Source organism: Bacillus sp. CCB-MMP212, assembly GCF_022748145.1.
GTDB classification, from domain to species: Bacteria; Bacillota; Bacilli; order Bacillales; family Bacillaceae_G; genus Bacillus_A; species Bacillus_A cereus.
Map to the genome: position 1 here is coordinate 888,476 of NZ_JALDQE010000001.1, position 20,833 is coordinate 909,308.

Below are 20,833 nucleotides of genomic sequence, written 5' to 3' on the forward strand. Positions count from 1 at the left end.
ATCACATCCTCTCCATTAGTCTCTTGCTCGAGCAATAATGTGAATCGGCGTTCCTACAAAACCGAACGCTTCACGTAAACGATTCTTTAAGAAGCGCTCATATGAAAAGTGCATTAATTCTGTATCGTTTACAAACACAACAAATGTCGGTGGTTTTACCGCAACCTGTGTCGCATAGAAGATTTTCAGACGGCTACCATTATGAGTCGGTGTTGGATTCATCGCTACCGCATCCATAATTACATCGTTTAATACGTTTGTTTGTACACGGATACTATGGCTTTCATTTACCTCATTGATAACCGGTAATAACGTTTGTGTACGTTTTTTCGTTTTTGCAGATAAGAATACAATCGGTGCATAATCCAAGAATTGGAAATGAGCACGAATGTTTTCTTCAAATGCTTTCATTGTTTTTTCATCTTTTTTCACTGCATCCCATTTGTTTACAACGATAATAACAGCTCGTCCTGAATCATGAGCATATCCAGCGATTTTTTTATCTTGCTCAATAATTCCTTCTTCTCCGTCTAAAACAACTAAAACAACGTCAGAACGTTCAATCGCTCTAAGTGCACGAAGTACACTATACTTTTCTGTACTTTCATATACTTTTCCTTTTTTACGCATACCAGCTGTATCGATGATTACATAATCTTGATCATCTTTACTATATGGTGTATCGACAGCATCACGCGTCGTTCCTGCGATATTACTTACAATTACACGTTCTTGACCAAGAAGTGCATTTACAAGCGATGATTTCCCTACGTTTGGACGTCCAATTAAAGAGAAACGGATTGTTTCATCGTCATACGCTTCTTCTTCAATCTTTGGAAAATGATTTGCAGCTTCATCTAACAAATCACCAAGTCCTAAACCGTGTGTACCTGAAATCGGGAATGGCTCGCCAAATCCTAATGAATAAAAATCATAAATATCACTACGCATTTCTGGATTATCAACTTTATTTACCGCAAGTACAATTGGTTTTTTAGAACGATACAAAATTTTAGCAACTTCTTCATCCGCTGCAGTTACACCATCGCGACCATTCGTCATAAAAATGATAACATCTGCTTCATCAATCGCAACTTCCGCCTGTTGACGAATTTGTGTCAAGAACGGCTCGTCTCCAATATCAATTCCACCTGTATCAATAATGTTAAACTCATGATTTAACCATTCTCCCGCACTATAAATACGGTCTCGAGTTATACCTGGGATATCTTCTACGATTGAAACTCTTTCTCCAACTATTCTATTGAAAATAGTAGATTTTCCTACGTTCGGGCGGCCTACTATTGCTATTACTGGTTTCGGCATATACTTTCATCCTTTCAACTTGCTTCTGTTTATTATGTAAAAAACCCTTCTTTGTGCAAGAAGGGATTTGCATTCCAGAATATTTCTCAACGTATCAAAACACCTCACATTATAACACACGTTCCTAATGTTTCACAATAATATATACATTCTCTTGTAAGCGATGCGCAATACCATCTAAAATTGCCTCTAAATTATTTGCAACAAATTCTAGTTCCTCCATCGACTCACAAACAAATAAAGGAGCACCACCTGCAAATTTTTCTGGCGCTGTTGTAATAACTGCCAGGATAACGCTTTCTAACATCATCTCTTATCTCCCCTTCCTTTCGGGGCTTCCGATGACATATGGACAGCACTTTCTAACGTTGGTACATTTCCTATGACACTTATCGCTTTCTCTGCATCTTGATCTTGCGGTAAGACAAAAATCCCAACCCTGCCATCCTCTAAATCACGCTTTGCTAACGGTACAAGCGCTGGTGTACCAGAATCTCTATAAATCCCTAACGCCACCGAAACATCGTGTAAAATAGCTTGCCGTTGCCCTAAATTTGAGATTGTCACCATCGCATCAATTGATTTCGGTTTTAATATAAACCCCATGCCATATTTCATAATCTCTTCTTGCCTCACCGGCAATCCAATATTCATAATATAAATATTATCGATATAAAGCCCTGCTCCTTCAAAACGCAGCGGAACATGCTCAATATCTACAAGGTCATGGAGCCTTCTACCAGACATTAATTTTTTCGCAATAAAAAATGCGATTATAGCCATAATTACTCCAGCAATCCATGAACGGAACCCTATATACGCAAACGTCGTTGCAAACGATGTTAACATCGCCAAATAGTTGCGACTTTCAAAAACCAATGCAATCCCTTCAATGTACGTATTTCCACGCGGTACGAGCTCATATCCATCTAATTGTTGAAGTGTATTTCTTTCCATGTTACGTACATCACGAAATTGTGTCGCTGCTAACGTAAGAAATGTAATGGCAGAAAAATCTTTTTTCAAAATAGATGGGATTGCAATCGCTCCTAAAGCTGCTGCAATTAACCCCATTGCAATATGAATAATCTTTCCATGTAGCCTCGTCGGATATTGCCGTGTATCCGTCCGAAGCATTAACACCCTTGTAACTGTCCCCGCTATTACGCCGCATAAAATGGCTGGTGTATATTCAGTCATGTATTACCCTCGCCTTTCTTTTACGTGTTTTTCTCTTAAACTGTTCCATGTATACTGATGCTTTTGCAATCCAAAACAATACTGCCATGAATAATGTAGAAACGGCGACGATATCAAAAAATGCTAAACTACCGTAATCATATGGAAAATTCAATTTCCGAAAAATAAATGTCACTAGCAACTCTCCTTGTAACATCCCTACATATAGGGAACATAATCGTAATATGCGATCCCCATGCAATAACACCGATGCATACACAAGAGCACTACTTAGCAGAAACACTCTATCCACCACAATCCAAATCGGATCATATATCTCTAACAGATGAAAACTTGTATATAACATCGCAATAATAAGTGCCGAAAGTAAGCTATATAATTTTTTCCAAACAGAATACAGCGCGATCCCTATAAAAGAAATAATACAAAGTAAAAGAGCATTTACTGATACCATGAATGAGGCGATCGTTACATGTAACGGAGAGCAAATTATAAAAATCAATATACAAGCGCCTAACTTCCACCGAATATGGTCCTTTTTCATAAAAAAGGTTACGACAACCCACCCTATCCAAGCTATAAAATAAAAAGTACTTCCATCCATCTACTTCACCTCCTATGTTTTCCATTATGGGAATTTTTTATGAAAGTTAATCCACTTTATTTACGCATAGTTTTTTCTTATAACAGCAACACTTTTAACAAGGAGGTGTTATTCATTATGGGTAAAGATCGCCAAGAACGAAAACTACGAGAATCACGCCGCGTTGAATCTGATCGTGATCAATCACTACAATATCCAGGTGCAACTGGACTTGATACACCAGAGCAGGCTCGAAAACAAAACCAGCACTAATGAATACAAAAAGACGGTTTCGATATTGTACGAAACCGTCTTTTACATAATCATTTTAATGATTTTTATTTATATCGAAATAATATTTTGTGTACCATATCCTCCTATCACTTCTTTTTACCTTCACCTATTTCCTTTAGAAAATACCAATTCCATTTTATATTACGAGAAAGAAAACAAAACAAAAAAATCAACCGAACGGTTGATTTTTTATCTCCTACTATAATGCGCAGTATCAATACCACGCTGCATTAACCAATGATATGTTTCACCTTTTACAACAAGAGGTACAGATTGCAACTCTTCTATCGTCTTCGCACCAAGAGCTGTCATAATAAATTTCAAATCTGTATGTAGAAGCTCAATTTCATCCACTAATTTCTCGATACCATCTTGCATTAAAATACGTAAAAAGTAACCAGCAAACGCAGTTGTATTCGCCCCTAATGCGATTGCTTTCGCTACGTCAAGCGCTGTCTGTATACCCCCTGATGCAATAAAAGAGAGGTTATTATTTGTAGAGGTTGCTTCAATAATCGAGGTTGCTGTTTGTATGCCCCAGTTATTAAAATAAGAAAGCATTCGCTGTCTTCTTTCATTTTCAACAGCAGCAAAATTCGTACCACCTTGCCCACCAATATCAATTGCCGTTACACCTACGTTCGCTAACTGTTGCATTGTTTCCTTACTCATCCCAAATCCAACTTCTTTTACAATGACAGGAACTTTACTATTTAAAACAATTTTCTCTATGCGCTGAAGTACACCAGTAAAGTCACGGTCTCCTTCTGGCATCGTTAACTCTTGTATGACATTTAAATGAATTTGCAATGCATTCGCTTCAATCATATCAACGGCACGCTCTGCCTGCTCGATAGTTGCTTCACTACCTAAATTAGCAAAGAAAATACCATTCGGGTTTACCTTTCTAATCACCTTATAAGAAGCAGCCTCACTTTCATCTTTTAACGCCGCCATTTGCGACCCTACAGCCATAGCAAGGTTATGCTGTTTCGCTACATATGCTAATTGCTCATTAATATGTAACGTTTTCTCTCCTCCACCACCAGTCATCGCATTGATAAAAATCGGCGAACTTAGTGAAAGTTCGCCGATTTTTGTTTCACATGTTATTGTGTCATAATTTGAATTTGGCAAGCTTTGATGCACAAAATCAATATCATGAAAGCCATGCGTACGAGACTGACCAGTAGAAAGAGCGTATTCAATATGATCTAATTTACGTTTTGCCCTTACCACTTGTACCCCTCATTATTTCTTTAATTTTTTCAGTTGTTCACCAATAATATCACTTAATTGGAAAGTAGCAGAATCAGCATTTGGCTCATACTGACTATAATCTTCAATTACATTATTTTCCTCAAGCGCTTCTTTTATACTTAAAGAAATACGTTTCTCTGCTACGTGAACTTCAAGTACTTTCACTTTTACTTCTTGTCCCATTTCCAATACTTCATTCGGGTTTTTCACGTGACGATTTGCAATTTGAGATACGTGTACAAGTCCTTCAACGCCAGGTAAAATCTCAACGAATGCACCAAATGTAACAAGGCGTTTTACTACTCCCTCACGAATATCTCCAGCTTTTATTTCGCCAGCAACGTTTTCCCAAGGTCCTGGTTGAGCCGCTTTAATTGATAAAGAAATACGTTGTGTATCAGCATCAACAGATAACACCTTTACCTTCACCTTTTGACCTTGCTCTAATACTTCAGAAGGTTGTTCTACACGTTCGTGTGAAATTTGTGAAATGTGAACTAAACCGTCCACGCCACCAACGTTAACGAAAGCACCAAAGTCAGTTAATCGTTGCACTGTTCCTTCAACAACGTCACCTTCTTTTAATGAAGAAATTGCTTCTTTTTTCTTAGAATCTAGTTCTAATTCTACTACCGCTTTATGCGAAAGGATTACACGATTTTTTTCACGGTCTAATTCAACAATTTTCACCGCTAATGTTTTACCTTTATAGTCAGTAAAGTCTTCTACATAATGTACTTCTACAAGTGAAGCTGGAATAAAACCGCGAACACCAAGGTCCACAACTAATCCGCCATTCACAATATCTTTTACAGTAACATCAAATACATGACCAGAAGTAAATTTCTCTTGTAATTCTACCCATGCTTTTTCTGCATCAACAGCACGTTTAGATAAGACAAGATCATCTTCTTCTAATTTAATAATTTTCAACTCTAGTGTTTGATCTAATTCTACAACATCGCTTGCTTTTTCAATATGAACGTTAGCTAATTCACTAATTGGAATTACGCCATCTGTTTTGTATCCAACATTTACAAGCACTTGTTTCTCTTCAACTTTCGTTACAGAACCTGTAACAACGTCACCAACTTGTAATTCTTTTGAATCCATAACTTCTTCATTCATTTTCTCTACCATGGAAATACCTCCCTACAGAATTGACAAAGCATTTTTTTATGTATATACGAAATGAAAACAAAGTTTTCATTTGCATGTTTAAGAATTTCTCATCACATACTCTTTTTCAATACCATTCACAAGAAAATATATTAAACCTATATAAATAGTATACAGCAAAACCAGCCTGAAAAAAGTATGTTTTGAAATATAATAGCGAATATATTCTGACAGTTTTATTCCTCTTTAACTAACTTCTTACAAATCAGCTCATTTGTCAAGGAAAGAGACTCACAATTCACGTATCCTTTACATTTCTATTTCAACAAAAAAAGAAAGAGGATTATCCCCTTTCTTTATTTCGCAAACACTCCTGAAACAATACTCATAATTTTTTGGACAACTTCTTCAATTGATAAAGAAGTCGTATCTAATTCCAATGCATCATCAGCCTTTTTTAGTGGAGAAACTTCGCGTTCTGAATCTAATTTATCACGCTGAGCAATTTCTTCTTTTAGCTGCTCTAAATTAGAATCGAAACCTTTATTTAAATTTTCTAAATGCCTTCTTTCCGCTCTTTCTTCAACAGAAGCAAGCATAAAGATTTTCACTTCAGCATCCGGTAATACATGTGTACCAATATCACGGCCGTCCATTACAACGCCGCCTTTTTTCGCTAACTCTTGCTGACGACGTACCATTTCTTCACGAACAAGGCGATGCTTCGCTACAATAGATACTCGATTCGTCACATCAGGTGTACGGATTACTTCAGAAACATCTTGTCCATTCAAAAATACAAGCTGCGTATTTTCTCCTTGCTGAAATTCAATATTTACATTCTTTACAACTTCCATTAACTGTTCTTCATTCTCAATATCTACTTTTTGTTCAAGGGCTGCATATGTAAGTGTACGGTACATCGCGCCTGTATCAATATAAACGTAAGAAAGTTCCTTCGCAACAACTTTTGCCACTGTACTTTTCCCAGCAGCTGCTGGACCATCTATAGCAATTGAAATTCGTTTATCCATTGTAACACCTCATTTTTTCACTTATAAAACAAAACGAAAAGCAGGTGTTCACCCTGCTTCTTCTCATTTGCTTCACGTCATTAAATCCTCAATTATTGTAGCATAATCCTTCATAGAAGAAAATGAAAACTACCTATTCACCTGCAAGATTTCTGCTTTATTTTTTACCATGACACCTTCGTAATAAACAATTTTAGATAAATATTTCACTGATGACTTATGTATAAATAACAATTGTACAACAGAAAGACAAATGAATTGTATTATTAATATACGAATAAAAATTCTCTCCATCTTTTTCAACATAATTGCCCCCTCCTATACTATATTTGCACATTTCGTTTCGTGATTTTATACATCGTACATATAGCAGTTAATTTTATTGTCATTTTCGAGGCATACTTTTATACATTTCCATTGTCGAATTTACTCAAAACATGTTATGTTCTAAATGTATTTTTTTACTTGAAAGGGGTATAAGCATTGAAAAGAATCCTAGTTTTACACACAGGTGGAACAATTGCAATGGAGGAAGATAAAGAAACTGGGGTCGTACAACCAGGTGAAAAAAATCCTCTTTTAAAATTCATTCCTGATTTAGAAGGCGATGTTGATTTAATCGTTGAAGATGTGTTCCATCTACCATCTCCTCATATGACACCGAGCGAAATGTTACAATTACAAGTCATCATTGATGAAAGAGTAAAACAAGACAACATTCATGGCGTAGTCATTACGCATGGTACGGATACATTAGAAGAAACAGCTTATTTCTTAGATTTAACAGTACAAGCAACCATTCCGATTGTTGTGACAGGTGCAATGCGCTCTAGCAATGAGTTAGGTGCTGATGGTCTATATAACTTCTTATCAGCTGTAAAAGTTGCTAGTTGTGATGAAGCTGCAGAAAAAGGTGTTTTAGTCGTATTAAACGACGAAATTCATTGCGCTACAAATGTAACGAAAACACATACAAGTAATGTCGCAACATTCCAAAGCCCACAATATGGACCAATTGGAATGGTAACAAAACGCGGTGTTGTCTTCCATCACGCTTTAGTACATCACGAAACATATACGATAAACAAAGTATCTAAAAATGTAGTTGTTCTAAAAGCATATGCCGGCATGGATGATACATTATTAGCAGCAATCGAAAATCTTCCTGTAGACGGTATTGTTATCGAAGCGCTTGGACAAGGTAATCTACCTCCAAGAACACTTCCTAGTCTAGAACGATTATTAAATAAAGGTATTCCTGTCGTATTAGTTTCTCGCTGTTTCAACGGTATCGTTCAAGACGTATATTCGTATGAAGGTGGCGGTAAACACTTAAAAGATATGGGCATTGTATTCACATACGGCTTAAATGCACAAAAAGCACGCATTAAATTACTTGTCGCATTAGAGAATACAAATTCTCATGAATCCATTCAAAATATGTTTATGCACGAATAAAAAGGAGCTGTCGAGGTTTTCCCGACAGCTCCTTTTTATTTTTCTCTTGATGCAATAGTTTGTGCAATCGCATCTCCATGAAATCTACCGTTCTCGATAAATATTTCATTTGCATTATTTCCAGCAGCTATGACACCTGCAATGAAAATATTTTCAGCATTCGTTTCCATTCTATCCTCTGTATAAATTGGACGTCCTGTTTCTTCATCAATCTTAACACCCATCTTTGTTAAGAAGCTATGATCAGGATGATAACCAGTCATCGCAAATACAAAATCATTTTGGATTGTAAAATCTTCACCATCAACTGTAAACGTTAATGTATGCTCAGTAATTTCTTTCACATGAGCCCCGAAATGCATTTGAATTGTGTCGTTTCGTACTAACGCCTCAAATTCCGGCAAAATCCAAGGCTTTATGCTTGGTGAATACTCACTTCCACGATACAGTACCGTTACACGCGCACCAGCTTTAACAAGTTCTAACGCGGCATCTACACTCGAGTTTTTCCCACCTATAACTACTACATCTCGATCAAAATAAGGATGCCCCTCTTTAAAATAGTGAGCTACTTTCTTCAATTCCTCACCTGGAACATTCATATAATTTGGATTATCATAATATCCAGTTGCTACAACAATATATTTCGCTATATATATTTCTTTACTTCCGTCACGCTTTGTCGTCTCAACCTGAAAAACTTCTCCATCGTTTTGAACTTTCTCCACTCGCTCAAAAGCATTTACACGTACAGATTTACGTTTTACTACTTCACGATAATACGCAAGCGCTTGATTTCGAACTGGCTTACGATTTTCTGTAATAAAAGCTACATCACCAATTTCTAATTTTTCACTAGAAGAGAAAAATGTTTGATGAGTTGGATAATTATAAATGGCATTTACAATGTTTCCTTTTTCAATTACTAACGGATTTATCCCTACCTTTTGCAACGAAATCGCTGCCGCTAATCCGCACGGACCGCCTCCGATTATAATAACTGTTTCTTTCTGCATACTCGTCCACTCCTAGTCTTCTACCAATACACTATTTATAAAAACAAGAAAAAACCTACTTACAGCAGTAGGCACCTATCTTTATTGTATTCATTTTTCATATATTTGTCATCTAAACGAAACGTACATCCGATAGACATCTGCTAAAAACTGCTGAAATTTAATACCTTGTTTCCCTAATACATTCTCAGGATCAATCTTTCTAGCTGGATCAAGCTTTTTATGTGACACGATATCTTTTTTCGGATTTAAGCCAAAATTTTGGCATAAATACGCATGATACCATGTAAAACGATTATATGCTTCCCAAAAGTTAACATCACCGCCATAACAAAGTTCCACTCCAATGGCCGCCTTATTCGCGTCATAGCCGTATAAGTCATTATCCGTCGGCACACCATATCGAACATGATATGCAACTTCATTTATAGGAATAATCTCCAATATTGTTTTATCATCTATAAATGTATGCGCCGAAGCTTTCGGTTGTAATTCATTAAAGTAATCTCGATTTCCTATCGCATTGCTTCCAGGATTCCCCGTATCATGACTTACAATAAATCTCACTTTAGTTAGAGGAATCCCCGGTCGTGAACTTCCATATCCTATATAGTTGCGCTCTATAGGAAACATCGCCATCGCTACCAACTCCCGCTCTAGAAGATTACCTTACTTCCTTATATATGTATTCGGTAGCAATGTCCTTATCGCATATTTCTTACGCGAAGAGAAAATCGAAAATATTTGAAGTGAACACCATAAACAACAAGATACTTACAGCCACTCCATAAAAACCGTAAAACCAAACACAATCTTCTTTCGTATCTAAACCGAAAAATTTGTTTACCGATTGTAATAATGTGCCACGCTTGCTTTGTTTGTTTCGTAATACTTCCACTCGCTCTACAACATCTGCTGGCATCATAAATCTTTGGTCTACTGTCATTTTCATCATTTATCTCTCCTTAAAATCATTTCCGTTTTGTTTATCTAAGGAGAGTATAGCACGTTTGTTCGTATAGAACAAGCGTTCTTTTTATTTTTATTTCATTTTATTTTTCAGCAAGCCAAGTAAAAATTGAGATTACAACGGCAATAATCGGCCCTACTACAACCATACCAAATATCAAAAACAGTAGCCCTTCCCCGAATATCCGAACAGTACTTATTTTTCGAGCTTTCACCGTTCTTGCAAGTTCTCCCTCTAACCTCTTAACCTTTTCTTCTAATTGTTCTACTCGTTCCAGCATTTCATTCTCCATATACAACACCTCATTTAATACTTCAACAAAAAAACGTGATTCCCTCGAAAGGAAATCACGTTTTCTCAAGATATAATATTTTATACCCAACCTCTGAAGCGGCTTGCTTCAGCCATTTTACGAACACCAATCATGTACGCCGCTAAGCGCATGTTCACTTTACGAACTTGTGCTGTTTCATAAATAGAATCAAATGATTTTACCATTACTTTTTCTAAACGTTGTTCTACTTCTTCTTCAGTCCAGTAGTAACCTTGGTTATTTTGTACCCACTCAAAGTAAGATACCGTTACACCACCAGCACTTGCTAATACGTCTGGAACAAGTAAAATTCCGCGATCTGTTAAAATTTTAGTCGCTTCTAATGTTGTTGGACCATTTGCAGCTTCAACAACGATTTTCGCTTTAATATCATTAGCATTTTCTTCTGTAATTTGGTTCTCAATTGCAGCTGGAACTAAAATATCGCAATCAAGCTCTAACAATTCTTTGTTTGAAATTGTATTGTTAAATAGCTTTGTTACTGTACCGAAGCTATCACGACGGTCTAATAAATAATCAATATCTAATCCGTTTGGATCATGTAAAGCGCCGTAAGCATCTGAGATTGCAATAACTTTCGCACCTGCATCATGCATAAATTTAGCTAAGAAGCTACCAGCATTACCGAACCCTTGAACAACAACGCGTGCACCCTTAATATCAATGCCACGTTTTTTCGCAGCTTCGCGAATACAAATTGTTACACCTTTCGCAGTTGCTGTTTCACGTCCATGTGATCCACCTAATACAAGCGGTTTACCTGTAATAAATCCTGGTGAATTAAATTCATCAATACGGCTATACTCATCCATCATCCATGCCATAATTTGAGAGTTTGTGAATACATCTGGAGCTGGAATATCTTTCGTCGGACCTACGATTTGGCTAATTGCTCGTACATAACCGCGGCTTAATCTTTCTAACTCACGGAATGACATTTCACGTGGATCACAGATAATTCCACCCTTACCTCCACCATATGGTAAATCAACAATACCACATTTTAAACTCATCCAGATTGAAAGTGCTTTCACTTCATTTTCTGTTACATTCGGATGGAAGCGAATTCCACCTTTCGTTGGACCAACAGCATCATTATGTTGTGCACGATATCCTGTAAATATTTTAACAGTCCCGTCATCCATACGAACTGGTATTTTCACTGTCATCATACGAATTGGTTCTTTTAATAATTCATATACTTCGTTTGGATAACCCAATTTTTCTAACGCTTCACTAATAACAATTTGTGTTGAATTCAATAGTTCAAAATGTTGTTCCCTTTGTTGTTGTGTTTTTGTTTGAGTTCCCTTTTCGGCTACCATAGTAAGTAAACCCCCTGTAATTTCACTTGTTTAGTAAACCTTCATTGCCTAGTATACACCCTTAAATTTGGAATGCAATAGAAAACGCTAACAAATATATACAAACTATTTTCTGTTGCAAGCGTTTTCACTATTATTATAGTCCTTTTATTACTTTTAGAAAAGTAAAATACTTAAATATTTAAATATTTTTTATTTTCCTCAGCGACGCTCCCATAAAACTGCATATTTTATTTTCAAAAAGTATGTTCGCGTATTTACTATCATCCCTTCCCTTATCCAAATAAAAACAAAACCTCAGCTATGTTGTATTAGCTGAGGTTTTGTTTTTTCACAAAGTAATTGTGTATTTGTTCTATCGCGTTAAAATCCATTAATTCTTTACCGTACTCCATGATGCGATAAATAGTTGCTGTAGACGGATTGCCGTATTCCGCTAAAATAGCTATAAAATCCGCTTTTAACAATTGAATTTGTTCCTCTTCTTCCACCCAAAGATAGAAGCGCTCATCCCACGTATATAGCTTTCCGCCAGTTACACCAAGGTTATATAAGCGATTCGACAGGTTAATTATGTCATCTAGCGTAGCAAACTCATATAATATATGTTCACTTTCATCTAGAGTCACTTGCATTTCAATAAACTCGTCACGGAACTCATCATCCGTATCAATTTCTTGATTTTCTTTCGTTACAATTACAACCATCCCTTGTGCTTGTAGAGAAAACACTTCAACTGCAATCGGACCATCTGCTTCAAATCCTAATTCCTTATTTGCTTCTTGCATCATATCACGAAATAATTGCTGTACTTTCGGCGCATTTCTCCATAAATCTTCTTTCGTTAATCCTCTTTCAGATAAATCATCAAATGTTAGAAAAATTTTTATCTTATTGTAATTTAATCGTTCCAGCCTCATCTCATACCCTCCCTACGTAACCAATGCATCTAATTTTTATTATATGAAATAGAAAATAGATGGTTCTTTTCGAACAACTATTCCGACATTTTTAACCATTCATCCCATTCTTCTTTCGTATCACCAATTAAGATTGTTTCAATGTTCAACTGGTTTAGAACGCCTAGCTTTCCGATAAATCCAACAGAAAGAGATTCCCTTTTTTCTTGTAATACATTTATAAAGTTCATCGTCTTTTTCATTTCTAGTTCGTCAGCAAAAGATACAAATACATATTTCGGCTGTATTTCCTCTACCGCTGACAACATACCATCTTCAGCTAAGCTTGTCCTAATATATATCGCCTCATATCCTTTTAAGCGTAAATAAGTTGAAAAAATAAATCCTTTCAATGCATTCTTTTCTAACACAATAACTTTGTGTAAAGAAGAAAACATTGAGGCATTGTGATACACCATCCCTAGACGCGTTTGTAAAAATGATAGTGCATATTGAAATTGCACCATTGAAATCTCATTATTATTTTTTGACGTTAATAATTTGTCTGTCACTCGAAGAACGATACTGGCAACAACCTTTTCTGTTGAATATATACTAAAAGCTTCGTTTAATAATGCAGCAATTGTAATTTCATCAAATTTTAACAAAGCTTGTAGCAAATCGTCCACTAAAACAACTTCTTTATCGAAATGTATCTCTTTTTGAACTGTACTCTGCAAACGATTCTCTTCTAATAACTGAACTGCTTGTCCAATCATCATACCGGAAGAAACTTTTTCCATTAACCATTTTAAAATTTGAATATGCTCTTCTGTATATAAACGATGCCCAGCTTGATTCCGCTTTGGGGCAATAATTTGATATCGTCTTTCCCATGCGCGAAGCGTACTCGGCTGAACTCCAATTATATTTGAAACAGCTTTTATATTATATTTCCCACTAAGAGTTGGCATCATTTCCCTCCGCACAATGTAATAATATGTGTTTGAGCAGGCGCTCGGAAACGAAGTGGTATCAATGTTGTTCCGTACCCATTACTAACAAAGAGAATCGTATTCAAATGGTTATATACGCCACCTTTTAAATATTTTTTAGATGGGAATAATCGGATTTGTCCTCCATGCGTATGTCCACTTAATACAAGTGAAATCTGTTCATTTCCAGACATCTTTTTTATTATATCAGGGTTGTGACTAACTAAGATACGAAAACCATCTTCTTTACAATCCGCCAATGCCAAATCTAAACGATCACGGTGCAATCCAACATCATCTATACCGAGCAAACAAATTTTCTCGCCTAATTCAGACTCAAATACCACTCTTGTATTATCTAAAACTTTTACGTTATTTTCTAATAATAAAGCATCTAATTCATGATATTCTATCTCATAATCATTGTTTCCCCACACAAAATATACAGGAGCTATCTCTCTTAACTTTTGAATATTGGCAGAGATTTTTGATAAAGAGACTCCTTTCTCTGCTAAATCTCCTCCGATAATTACGAGATCTACTTTTCCTTTTACTTGTTCAATTAACAAATTCGAAATGACTCTTCTATGAATATCAGAAATAAAAAACACATTTACTTTTTGAAAACTTTTCGGAAATTCTTTAAATACTAAAGTATGTTCCAACACTGTATTACGCATCGCTTCTTTATACATCACAAGAAGTAATAAAATCCCCATTCCTATGAGAGTACTGAATAATATAATCCATATCATATTTTTTACTCCCCTCATCATAAAGATAACCCTAGGCTTTTATAACAAACTGCGTTCGCCTAATTCACTAGCTCTCTTGCTTTGTGGACTTATCTTTTATCGGAATTTTTAATTCTTGACCTGCACTCACTTCATCTTCTTGCAAGTTATTATACTTTTTAATTACTTCAACCCCATTTTCATCTAAAAAATATTGCTTCGCTATACTTTCTAAAGTTTCTCCCTCTTTCACAGTATGCGTTATCGCTTTTTCAGACTGTTTCTGCGACTCAGATTTAGCTGAATCAAAGAAGATTACTTCAAACGCACTTTTCCCGGCATTATTACTATCGCCCTTCACCTGAATATATTTATCCGTATACCACAAAATACTAATCGGCAGCAGAATGAATAGAAATGTTAAAACCCGGACGAAAATATGATTTATTTTAAACTTTTGTTTTTTCTCTTTATTTCTATGAATTTCACTACGCGGCGGTAAACTTTCTTTTTCTTCTACTCGCTCAACTTCTAATTCCTCTTCAAAATCAGGAATTCGTTTCCTCATGTTGTTCACCACCACCTTCCATTTATTTTCTTAATTGGAGTCCCATTATAAAATCAACAAGAAAGTGTGCAAAGATTGTTATAAACAAATTCCCTGTCCATTCAAATACATAACCAAAGACAAAACTAATGAAACAGACGAAACAAAACAAAAATGGCTTTGTTATATAACGAATATGTAACACTGCAAATACGAAACTCGCAATTACAATTCCAAAATGAGTCTGCACTACACCTCTAAATAAAAATTCTTCTGCAAAACCGATTACGAACGTAATAATGAGTAAATGCAGAACCGACATTCCTCGAAACATCTTATCGTTAATACCACCATCATCAAACCAAGACTCTGGAAACACTCGCATTGCAACATAATCTAATAACACAATACCAATCGCTAACAAACCACCTATAATAAGTATAGATACTGGTTCCCATCTCCATAAATTAAACACTTCTTTTACATCTTGAAATAATATATATGCTAGTAAACAGCCAATACCGATAATAATTAACTGTGTTATATATAGATTCAGCCTTATTTCCTGCGGACTCATATCTTCAACATTATGCCTTTGAATGTTCATCATTCCCCCATCTTTTCTAGGCCGAAAAGCTTTTGTAACTCTGTTTCCCAATTATAGTCGAAATCCGATTGTTGCGCTCGTCTTTTTTTATAATCTTCTTTTGTAATACCACAATAATCACAGCAATTATTTAACTCTTTCTCTTTCCTATAACCGAACTGTTGCAACACATATTCACGTCTACATCCTTTAACTCGTATCCATGACTTCATATTTTCTAGCTCACTATATTTATTACGCAACCTTATTTCTACTTCAGCTATTAATCGGTTCATAATTTCATCTGACAAACTCTCTAATAATAATCTTCGTTGTTGTATAATTCCAACCTGTTCGAGATGATAACGAACGAAACGCCAATATTGCTCATTAAATCTTGCTGCATTATAACAAATTTCTTCTACATCTTCTATTGGTAATTCTTTCGTTTGAAACATTCTTTCTTGTAGTAAAGAAAATAAAAATTGTATTTGCGACTTACTTGGCAATTCATCCTCAATGATTGAAATTGGTAAATCATGATCCAACGGACTACACAATAAAATAGCTATACTCGGTTCGCCATCTCTTCCAGCTCTTCCGATTTCTTGTAAGTAAGAAGCTATATTAGTTGGATAATGAAAATGAATAATATATTGCGTATTCGCCTTATTTACCCCCATACCAAATGCACTTGTACATATTACAAGCTGCAATTGATCGTTCATAAACTGTTGTTGAATTAACATACGCTCTTCATGTTCCATACCACCATGATAAAAAGCTACACCAGTAACACCTTTTCCTCTCAAGTATTCCGTTAACCTTTCTGTCCACGCTCTACTTGAACAATATACAATTCCCGGCCCTTGTAAATACATCACCTGCTCCAAAAGCGCCTCTTTCTTTTCTTCTATCGTCTCTACAAATTGCACCTCCATTGCAATATTAGGACGGTCAATAGAGTATACATGTTCCGCGGCACCCTTTAAATTTAAACTGTCTGCGATATCTTGTAGTACCCCTTTTGTCGCTGTGGCTGTCAATGCTAATACTGTAGGAGAACCAATATTTTCAATAACTACATTTAGTTTCTTATAGTCCGGTCTAAAATCATAACCCCATTGAGAAATACAATGAGCCTCATCAACAACAAATAATGAAATATGAATTTTCTTCAATTCCCTAATTAATAACTCCGACTGTAACATCTCTGGTGAAACAAAAATAAATTTATATGAAGATAATTTTTTCATCGCTTCTCTTTTTTCATTTAATGTCCGAAAACTATTAAATGCTATCACTCGGTTTTTCACAACATACTTTAATTGTGTCACTTGATCTTCCATTAAAGATAATAACGGTGATACAACAAGCACTGTTCCTTCTCGCATAAGCCCCGGAAACTGATAGCACATAGATTTCCCTCTTCCAGTCGGAAGCATTGCTATCACATCTTTTCCTTCTAATAAATCTGTAATAACTCCTTTTTGACCTGGACGAAATTCAGAATATCCAAACCACTTATATAAATATTCTTCAAGTTTCATTTACACCCTCCATCCGCGCTAATACAAGACGAACTTCAAAATAAGAGATATCTTCTCCAACAGCTTGTTTCAAAACACGTAACTTCCGCGTTTGTAATGCTTCAATTACTTTTATTACTTTGTCTATCTTTTCTTTTTCCATAAACATTTCAATAGAAAAATCTTTTTCTCGCAAAGCAATTTCAACAAAATGATCTTCTATCGTTGCAACCTTTAAATTCCGAATCGTCGCTATTTCTTCTAAAGAACGCCCTTGTCTCCAAAAATTATATGTTTTTTTCGTGGATAAACTAAATAATTCAGCTCTCTCATTTGGATAAGATATAATTTCAGCTAATAGTGGAAATTCATTTTCTTTATCACGAACTTCTTGTATAAAGAAATGCATTGTACCCCAAAATAAAAAATACACCCTGAATATATCTTGTTTCGTAATTTCTGCTAATTGTTGCAATGTACAACCAATACGTTCATAGCCCGTTAGTCGATATGTTACAATCGTCGCTTCTATCGCATTACTCTTTTCCAAAAGATTATGTACTTCCGTCCATAGTTTCCTCGCCAACTCACTTCTTTTATATGGCCTTCCTGTTAGAAAACGTTTTACCCACATCATTATTTCTGTATCTTGTTGAATCGGGATAAACTTCGTATTATTCTGTTGTAAATTTGATATGGTTTGAATAATCAATGATAATCTTTTCCAAAATGTTTCACCTAATTCACCATAATGTAAACCATGCAAATGTGCTGGAAAAGCATAAACTTCCTCCCATTTATGTAACTGCATTTTACCCGTAGGTGTTAACACATATGTATTTTCATGTATTTCTTGAATAAAATCCGCTTGCAACAACTTTACAACTTCACCATCATAGTCATTTCTATTTAATGATTTATATATTCCGAATAAAAAAGAAATCCGGAACATATTTCCATCTTGTAAAGTTTGCGAAGAACGTTTGCCCTTTAGTAAATAATAAATAGAAGAAACGGTTCTTTCACCATTCAATTGTTTTAAACAATGCAACAAAGTATATTGTATTTGCATGACCGCTTCCACCTTCCAATCTTAACTTCATTCTTTTCAGTACAATTACACTATCTACTGTCGCTCATTAAACTTATCATATAAGAACTATATACTTGTATATATTCTATTGTATCAAACGAAATCACATTTACGTATTTTGAAAATCTTATGACATAATTCAAAAATAAGTTGACACTCTAATTGATAAGCATTATCATTATAATTTTATGTTGAAAAGTTTCACAAACCGTTTTACAATAAGGTTATAATTTTTATGGCGAGCTTTTCACATACATATTATCAGGAGGGAAAAAAGATGGCAAAATATACAATCGTTGATAAAGATACTTGTATTGCATGTGGTGCTTGTGGCGCTGCTGCACCAGACATTTATGACTATGATGATGAAGGTATTGCATTTGTAACATTAGACGATAACCAAGGTATCGTTGAAATTCCAGATGTATTAATTGAAGATATGATGGATGCATTCGAAGGCTGTCCAACTGACTCAATTAAAGTTGCTGACGAATCATTCGACGGAGACGCTTTAAAATTCGAATAGTCTTTTATTAACTTCAAAAAACGCCCCTCATATTGATGAGGGGCGTTTTTTGTATCTAAATTTTATTTTCCTTAATAAAAAACCATTAGTAGTTCCACACTACTAATGGTTTTAATATATATTATGCATTTTTCATTTTTGCAAACACCCATACTTTCAGGCGTGAGAATAATGCTACAAATACAATTGTTACAACAATTCCTTTAATTAAATTAAATGGTAAGATTGCCGTTACAACCGTTGTTCTGATAGCTTCGCTAGACATAGCCGGTGAATTTAAAAACCAAGTGTAAGCCGGGAATATGATGATGTAGTTTAATACACTCATAATAAGTGCCATTGTAATTGTCCCTAGCATTAATCCTGTCGTTAAACTCTTCACAGTACGATACTTTCTAAATAAGAAAGCTGCTGGTCCAATAAATAAACATCCTGCAATAAAGTTTGCAATTTCTCCAACTGGTACTCCTGTTAAACTTCCTTGAATCCCGTAATGTAAAATGTTCTTTATCGCCTCTACAATCACTCCTGCTACTGGTCCAAAGATAATTGCTGCAATTAGAGCTGGTACATCACTAAAATCAATTTTCAAAAATGGCGGAAGCCCTGGGAACGGGAAATCCAACATCATTAGTAAATATGCAATACTACTTAGCATCGCTACACTCACCATCTGCACTACACTGTTTTTTTGTTTCATCTTTCTCTCTCCTTTTCCATCGATCATCTCATGGAAAGTGGAAAGGTTCTGCTATGCCTATTTTTTCATAGAACGAAAAAACCCTTTGTGTTTTACACAAAGGGAGAATTTAAGGCACATCAAACAGACGTTCAAATCCATATCTTTTTTGAACGCTTGAACCTCCATCTTCTCCCATCCAGACTATACTGTCGGCTTTGGAATCACACCAAATCCTGCCTTAACGGCTCGCGGGCTTAGAACAAAATCATAAATAGTTCATCACCGCCGGTCGGGATTTTCACCCTGCCCCGAAGATAGACCGATATTCTATTTTCCCCTTTATTATACAACAACCTCATAACATTGTGAACTAAAAAATTGTAACTTATTTAAAATTAGTTATTTATTTTTCGTAACAACAAATGAATTGCGAAATATTTTACAATACAATCCATATTTTTTATTATTCGGCATTTCTCTTTTGAATTACCTAGTCATATATAATTAAAAGTGATAAGATATTGAATTGTTAAGATAAGAACATTTTCTGAGTTATGGAGGAAATGTCATGAAAAAAGAAAAGAGACATTCTATTCGAGAAGCAATGAAAAAAAACTTAAGAAAAGAATACTTTTACTTAAAAAAAGAATTACTTTTCTACTGCCCAATTGATTTAGGCACATTCTCAAACGAGACATACTATGCTACTTTCGATGAAGATGGCATCAGTATTTATCAGTATGATAAGAAAACAGAAAGTAAATTAAAATTGTGTGAGCGTCATCCGTGGAAGAGTTGGAGTAAAGTGAAGATTGATCACTATTTGACAACTTCTCAATTTATTTTTCAGGGTGAGCGAAATTGGATCTTATCTCTTTTTCAAAAAGGAAAAGAAGCTCAAAAAATTATTGAAGAGCATACATCTTTACAAACAGAAGTTGTTTCCCGCTCTTTCTTAAAAAAACTTCCTGGCTTTCGTTCTAATACACCACTGAATAAATACATCGGTAGCATTTGTTACACTGCACTTATTGCATTTTTATTAAAATGGATGATTCCATTTCAAGCACCACAAATCGCCCTGTATTCTATTTCGATTGGTTGTATGCTTCTTGGCCTACTTTGTTTGACAATCGGTTTAATTGAACCGACTATCGTACTGTTTCGAACAAAAGAGAAAACAAGAACAAAAGTTTTTTACTTATATAGCTATTTAGCTATTTCTGGATTTATATGTGTCTTTATTTTTTGGTAAAAGAAACCGTCCCAAAATAAATTTTGGGACGGTTTTCTTTTAAATATAGATACTCTAATTCACTCAAT

The 20,833-nt window shown here is 35.2% G+C and carries 25 protein-coding genes and 1 riboswitch; of the genes, 4 read left to right on the forward strand and 21 right to left on the reverse strand.

What is annotated here, in order from left to right; genetic code table 11:
* Positions 1–15 precede the first annotated feature (15 nt).
* The 4 genes from der to MRP26_RS04480 form a co-directional block, all read right to left on the reverse strand.
* On the reverse strand, positions 16–1,326 hold the full coding sequence (gene der / locus MRP26_RS04465; RefSeq protein WP_001125890.1) for a ribosome biogenesis GTPase Der: 1,311 nt from the start codon (positions 1,324–1,326) through the stop codon (positions 16–18).
* A 124-nt stretch (positions 1,327–1,450) separates the two neighbouring features.
* A complete protein-coding gene (locus MRP26_RS04470) occupies positions 1,451–1,636 on the reverse strand; it encodes a capping complex subunit for YIEGIA (RefSeq protein ID WP_000979048.1) in 186 nt (61 codons plus the stop codon).
* On the reverse strand, positions 1,633–2,526 hold the full coding sequence (locus MRP26_RS04475) for a YIEGIA family protein (RefSeq protein WP_000141599.1): 894 nt from the start codon (positions 2,524–2,526) through the stop codon (positions 1,633–1,635). The genes MRP26_RS04470 and MRP26_RS04475 overlap by 4 nt, the downstream gene beginning before the upstream one ends.
* Complete coding sequence (locus tag MRP26_RS04480; protein ID WP_002093921.1) at positions 2,519–3,130, reverse strand: YphA family membrane protein; 612 nt, start codon at positions 3,128–3,130, stop codon at positions 2,519–2,521. The genes MRP26_RS04475 and MRP26_RS04480 overlap by 8 nt, the downstream gene beginning before the upstream one ends.
* Before the next feature lie 117 nt (positions 3,131–3,247).
* On the opposite strand from MRP26_RS04480, the gene MRP26_RS04485 reads away from it, so the two are divergent.
* Positions 3,248–3,382 (forward strand): YpzI family protein, encoded by a 135-nt coding sequence (locus MRP26_RS04485; RefSeq protein WP_000513900.1) that lies wholly within the window; start codon positions 3,248–3,250, stop codon positions 3,380–3,382.
* A 210-nt stretch (positions 3,383–3,592) separates the two neighbouring features.
* On the opposite strand, the gene MRP26_RS04490 is transcribed toward MRP26_RS04485, so the two are convergent.
* The 4 genes from MRP26_RS04490 to MRP26_RS04505 form a co-directional block, all read right to left on the reverse strand.
* On the reverse strand, positions 3,593–4,642 hold the full coding sequence (locus MRP26_RS04490; protein ID WP_000251041.1) for a type 2 isopentenyl-diphosphate Delta-isomerase: 1,050 nt from the start codon (positions 4,640–4,642) through the stop codon (positions 3,593–3,595).
* A 12-nt stretch (positions 4,643–4,654) separates the two neighbouring features.
* A complete protein-coding gene (gene rpsA, locus MRP26_RS04495) occupies positions 4,655–5,803 on the reverse strand; it encodes a 30S ribosomal protein S1 (protein WP_000229558.1) in 1,149 nt (382 codons plus the stop codon).
* A gap of 335 nt (positions 5,804–6,138) precedes the next feature.
* Positions 6,139–6,816, reverse strand: coding sequence for a (d)CMP kinase (cmk, locus tag MRP26_RS04500; protein ID WP_000361252.1), 678 nt, complete (start codon positions 6,814–6,816; stop codon positions 6,139–6,141).
* A 129-nt stretch (positions 6,817–6,945) separates the two neighbouring features.
* The gene (locus tag MRP26_RS04505; protein ID WP_023521499.1) at positions 6,946–7,119 is read right to left on the reverse strand and encodes a YpfB family protein; all 174 of its coding nucleotides are present in this window, start codon (positions 7,117–7,119) and stop codon (positions 6,946–6,948) included.
* Between the two features lie 180 nt (positions 7,120–7,299).
* Between MRP26_RS04505 and ansA the strand changes: the two genes are divergently transcribed.
* Positions 7,300–8,274, forward strand: coding sequence for an asparaginase (gene ansA / locus MRP26_RS04510; RefSeq protein WP_000822009.1), 975 nt, complete (start codon positions 7,300–7,302; stop codon positions 8,272–8,274).
* Between the two features lie 35 nt (positions 8,275–8,309).
* Here ansA and MRP26_RS04515 read toward each other — a convergent pair whose 3' ends face one another.
* The 12 genes from MRP26_RS04515 to MRP26_RS04570 all read right to left on the reverse strand — a co-directional run bounded on the left by MRP26_RS04515 (position 8,310) and on the right by MRP26_RS04570 (position 18,281).
* Positions 8,310–9,290, reverse strand: coding sequence for a YpdA family putative bacillithiol disulfide reductase (locus MRP26_RS04515; protein ID WP_001168518.1), 981 nt, complete (start codon positions 9,288–9,290; stop codon positions 8,310–8,312).
* Between the two features lie 108 nt (positions 9,291–9,398).
* Positions 9,399–9,929, reverse strand: a complete 531-nt coding sequence (locus MRP26_RS04520) for a peptidoglycan recognition protein family protein (protein WP_197242192.1) — start codon at positions 9,927–9,929, stop codon at positions 9,399–9,401.
* 79 nt (positions 9,930–10,008) lie between these two features.
* Positions 10,009–10,245, reverse strand: coding sequence for a DUF3961 domain-containing protein (locus MRP26_RS04525; protein ID WP_001983018.1), 237 nt, complete (start codon positions 10,243–10,245; stop codon positions 10,009–10,011).
* Positions 10,246–10,342: 97 nt separating this feature from the next.
* The gene (locus MRP26_RS04530; RefSeq protein WP_000426766.1) at positions 10,343–10,552 is read right to left on the reverse strand and encodes a hypothetical protein; all 210 of its coding nucleotides are present in this window, start codon (positions 10,550–10,552) and stop codon (positions 10,343–10,345) included.
* Between the two features lie 80 nt (positions 10,553–10,632).
* On the reverse strand, positions 10,633–11,919 hold the full coding sequence (gudB, locus tag MRP26_RS04535) for an NAD-specific glutamate dehydrogenase (protein WP_000225172.1): 1,287 nt from the start codon (positions 11,917–11,919) through the stop codon (positions 10,633–10,635).
* Positions 11,920–12,230: 311 nt separating this feature from the next.
* Positions 12,231–12,839, reverse strand: a complete 609-nt coding sequence (locus MRP26_RS04540; RefSeq protein ID WP_001235396.1) for a genetic competence negative regulator — start codon at positions 12,837–12,839, stop codon at positions 12,231–12,233.
* 77 nt (positions 12,840–12,916) lie between these two features.
* Positions 12,917–13,792, reverse strand: a complete 876-nt coding sequence (locus MRP26_RS04545) for a MerR family transcriptional regulator (protein ID WP_053564891.1) — start codon at positions 13,790–13,792, stop codon at positions 12,917–12,919.
* Entirely contained in the window at positions 13,792–14,568 is a 777-nt protein-coding gene (locus MRP26_RS04550; protein WP_000637796.1) for a metallophosphoesterase, read from the reverse strand. The genes MRP26_RS04545 and MRP26_RS04550 overlap by 1 nt, the downstream gene beginning before the upstream one ends.
* 67 nt (positions 14,569–14,635) lie before the next feature.
* Complete coding sequence (locus MRP26_RS04555) at positions 14,636–15,115, reverse strand: LysM peptidoglycan-binding domain-containing protein (RefSeq protein ID WP_016513096.1); 480 nt, start codon at positions 15,113–15,115, stop codon at positions 14,636–14,638.
* 22 nt (positions 15,116–15,137) lie between these two features.
* Complete coding sequence (locus MRP26_RS04560; protein WP_001025783.1) at positions 15,138–15,701, reverse strand: CPBP family intramembrane glutamic endopeptidase; 564 nt, start codon at positions 15,699–15,701, stop codon at positions 15,138–15,140.
* Complete coding sequence (recQ, locus tag MRP26_RS04565) at positions 15,701–17,230, reverse strand: ATP-dependent DNA helicase RecQ (RefSeq protein ID WP_000762977.1); 1,530 nt, start codon at positions 17,228–17,230, stop codon at positions 15,701–15,703. Before recQ ends, MRP26_RS04560 begins: the two co-directional genes overlap by 1 nt.
* Positions 17,220–18,281 (reverse strand): YpbB family protein, encoded by a 1,062-nt coding sequence (locus MRP26_RS04570; protein WP_001167017.1) that lies wholly within the window; start codon positions 18,279–18,281, stop codon positions 17,220–17,222. The genes recQ and MRP26_RS04570 overlap by 11 nt, the downstream gene beginning before the upstream one ends.
* A gap of 298 nt (positions 18,282–18,579) precedes the next feature.
* Between MRP26_RS04570 and MRP26_RS04575 the strand changes: the two genes are divergently transcribed.
* Positions 18,580–18,828 (forward strand): ferredoxin, encoded by a 249-nt coding sequence (locus tag MRP26_RS04575; protein WP_001151993.1) that lies wholly within the window; start codon positions 18,580–18,582, stop codon positions 18,826–18,828.
* Positions 18,829–18,949: 121 nt separating this feature from the next.
* Here the strand turns inward: MRP26_RS04575 and MRP26_RS04580 are convergent, their stop codons facing one another.
* Positions 18,950–19,528, reverse strand: a complete 579-nt coding sequence (locus MRP26_RS04580) for an ECF transporter S component (RefSeq protein ID WP_000810856.1) — start codon at positions 19,526–19,528, stop codon at positions 18,950–18,952.
* A 162-nt stretch (positions 19,529–19,690) separates the two neighbouring features.
* Positions 19,691–19,830: riboswitch (FMN riboswitch) on the reverse strand.
* Positions 19,831–20,078: 248 nt separating this feature from the next.
* Between MRP26_RS04580 and MRP26_RS04585 the strand changes: the two genes are divergently transcribed.
* Entirely contained in the window at positions 20,079–20,765 is a 687-nt protein-coding gene (locus MRP26_RS04585) for a hypothetical protein (protein ID WP_000711798.1), read from the forward strand.
* Positions 20,766–20,833 lie beyond the last annotated feature (68 nt).

Bases quoted from the DNA above. Each gene is read 5' to 3' on its own strand.
- der (WP_001125890.1), bottom strand. From the start codon at position 1,326: ATGCCGAAACCAGTAATAGCAATAGTAGGCCGCCCGAACGTAGGAAAA.
- MRP26_RS04470 (WP_000979048.1), bottom strand. From the start codon at position 1,636: ATGATGTTAGAAAGCGTTATCCTGGCAGTTATTACAACAGCGCCAGAA.
- MRP26_RS04475 (WP_000141599.1), bottom strand. From the start codon at position 2,526: ATGACTGAATATACACCAGCCATTTTATGCGGCGTAATAGCGGGGACA.
- MRP26_RS04480 (WP_002093921.1), bottom strand. From the start codon at position 3,130: ATGGATGGAAGTACTTTTTATTTTATAGCTTGGATAGGGTGGGTTGTC.
- MRP26_RS04485 (WP_000513900.1), top strand. From the start codon at position 3,248: ATGGGTAAAGATCGCCAAGAACGAAAACTACGAGAATCACGCCGCGTT.
- rpsA (WP_000229558.1), bottom strand. From the start codon at position 5,803: ATGGTAGAGAAAATGAATGAAGAAGTTATGGATTCAAAAGAATTACAA.
- cmk (WP_000361252.1), bottom strand. From the start codon at position 6,816: ATGGATAAACGAATTTCAATTGCTATAGATGGTCCAGCAGCTGCTGGG.
- MRP26_RS04515 (WP_001168518.1), bottom strand. From the start codon at position 9,290: ATGCAGAAAGAAACAGTTATTATAATCGGAGGCGGTCCGTGCGGATTA.
- MRP26_RS04520 (WP_197242192.1), bottom strand. From the start codon at position 9,929: ATGGCGATGTTTCCTATAGAGCGCAACTATATAGGATATGGAAGTTCA.
- MRP26_RS04525 (WP_001983018.1), bottom strand. From the start codon at position 10,245: ATGATGAAAATGACAGTAGACCAAAGATTTATGATGCCAGCAGATGTT.
- MRP26_RS04530 (WP_000426766.1), bottom strand. From the start codon at position 10,552: ATGGAGAATGAAATGCTGGAACGAGTAGAACAATTAGAAGAAAAGGTT.
- gudB (WP_000225172.1), bottom strand. From the start codon at position 11,919: ATGGTAGCCGAAAAGGGAACTCAAACAAAAACACAACAACAAAGGGAA.
- MRP26_RS04540 (WP_001235396.1), bottom strand. From the start codon at position 12,839: ATGAGGCTGGAACGATTAAATTACAATAAGATAAAAATTTTTCTAACA.
- MRP26_RS04545 (WP_053564891.1), bottom strand. From the start codon at position 13,792: ATGCCAACTCTTAGTGGGAAATATAATATAAAAGCTGTTTCAAATATA.
- MRP26_RS04550 (WP_000637796.1), bottom strand. From the start codon at position 14,568: ATGATATGGATTATATTATTCAGTACTCTCATAGGAATGGGGATTTTA.
- MRP26_RS04555 (WP_016513096.1), bottom strand. From the start codon at position 15,115: ATGAGGAAACGAATTCCTGATTTTGAAGAGGAATTAGAAGTTGAGCGA.
- MRP26_RS04560 (WP_001025783.1), bottom strand. From the start codon at position 15,701: ATGAACATTCAAAGGCATAATGTTGAAGATATGAGTCCGCAGGAAATA.
- recQ (WP_000762977.1), bottom strand. From the start codon at position 17,230: ATGAAACTTGAAGAATATTTATATAAGTGGTTTGGATATTCTGAATTT.
- MRP26_RS04570 (WP_001167017.1), bottom strand. From the start codon at position 18,281: ATGCAAATACAATATACTTTGTTGCATTGTTTAAAACAATTGAATGGT.
- MRP26_RS04575 (WP_001151993.1), top strand. From the start codon at position 18,580: ATGGCAAAATATACAATCGTTGATAAAGATACTTGTATTGCATGTGGT.
- MRP26_RS04580 (WP_000810856.1), bottom strand. From the start codon at position 19,528: ATGAAACAAAAAAACAGTGTAGTGCAGATGGTGAGTGTAGCGATGCTA.
- MRP26_RS04585 (WP_000711798.1), top strand. From the start codon at position 20,079: ATGAAAAAAGAAAAGAGACATTCTATTCGAGAAGCAATGAAAAAAAAC.